Annotated in this window: 1 protein-coding gene; it reads left to right on the top strand. The window is 41.8% G+C overall.

Translation table 11 applies throughout. The annotated features are described in order from the left end of the window. Positions 1–91: 91 nt before the first annotated feature. A complete protein-coding gene (locus CWC03_RS21690) occupies positions 92–952 on the top strand; it encodes an IS982 family transposase (RefSeq protein ID WP_138583627.1) in 861 nt (286 codons plus the stop codon). The last annotated feature ends 95 nt before the right edge of the window (positions 953–1,047 follow it).

Genomic DNA, 1,047 nt, shown 5'->3' with positions numbered 1-1,047 from the left:
AACCTGAGCTGCGCATAAGAAAATGAACTAAAAGCCCTTGTGGTGATCAGATCTTTCGACCAAGAAACATAAGATTACCAAGGACAAGGGCATGAATAACTTAGACGCAATTTTCGTAGATGTCGATGACTTTTGTTTATTGTTTGAACCTCAGTGGCTGGCACATTTGCTCGAAACAGGTGAAAAGCAGCGTATTAAGCCATCAAGGCTGAGTTCTAGCGAAGTTATGACTATTCTTATCGCCTTTCACCATTCAGGCTTTAGAGATTTTAAAACTTATTACACCAAGTTCGTTTGCCAATATTGGCGGTGTTATTTTCCTGATTTAGTCAGCTACACGCGAATGCTGAAGTTACTACAAACCGTATTACCTGCCCTATGCAGCTATCTAAAACAGCGATTTGCTAAGCCTACTGGGATCGCATTTATTGACTCAACATCGCTGAAAGTTTGCCACAACATGCGTATCCCTCGTCATCAAGTATTTTCAGATGTTGCGAAGCGAGGCAAAGGGTCTATGGGGTGGTTCTATGGCTTCAAACTTCACCTGATCATGAATGATGAAGGTGGTTTGTTAGCGGTTAAAGTGACGGAGGGTAATGTGGATGATAGAAAGCCTGTTTTGGATATGGTTGCTAATGTGACAGGTAGTTTGTATGGCGACAAAGGTTATGTATCAGCAAGCTTAAAGGCTGAATTAGCTGAGCAAGGCATTGATTTTATTACAGGCCAGCGAAGCAATATGAAGCGCCAACCTATTTCAGATTGGGATAAGGCAATGCTGTCAAAACGGTTCATTATTGAAACGGTGTTTGATCAACTCAAGAACATAACTCACATAGACCACACAAGGCACCGTAGCTGTGTTTCATTTATGGTGAACTTGATGGCAGGCCTCATCGCTTATACTTTTCAAGCAAAGAAACCGAGCATAAAGGTTACTCGGCTTTAGTTCTTATACAGATCTCAGGTTACTTAGGTATACCAAGTTCATTCAAGCACTTAGTGTACACGAACGACTAGCACAGATAGCAAGAGACCGCTACC

The sequence above is a fragment of the Pseudoalteromonas sp. S2755 genome, assembly GCF_005886535.1.
Lineage (GTDB): Bacteria > Pseudomonadota > Gammaproteobacteria > Enterobacterales > Alteromonadaceae > Pseudoalteromonas.
The sequence above is the reverse complement of the archived record's forward strand: the minus strand, read 5'-3'. Positions and strand labels throughout refer to the sequence as shown.

Bases quoted from the DNA above. Each gene is read 5' to 3' on its own strand.
- CWC03_RS21690 (WP_138583627.1), top strand. From the start codon at position 92: ATGAATAACTTAGACGCAATTTTCGTAGATGTCGATGACTTTTGTTTA.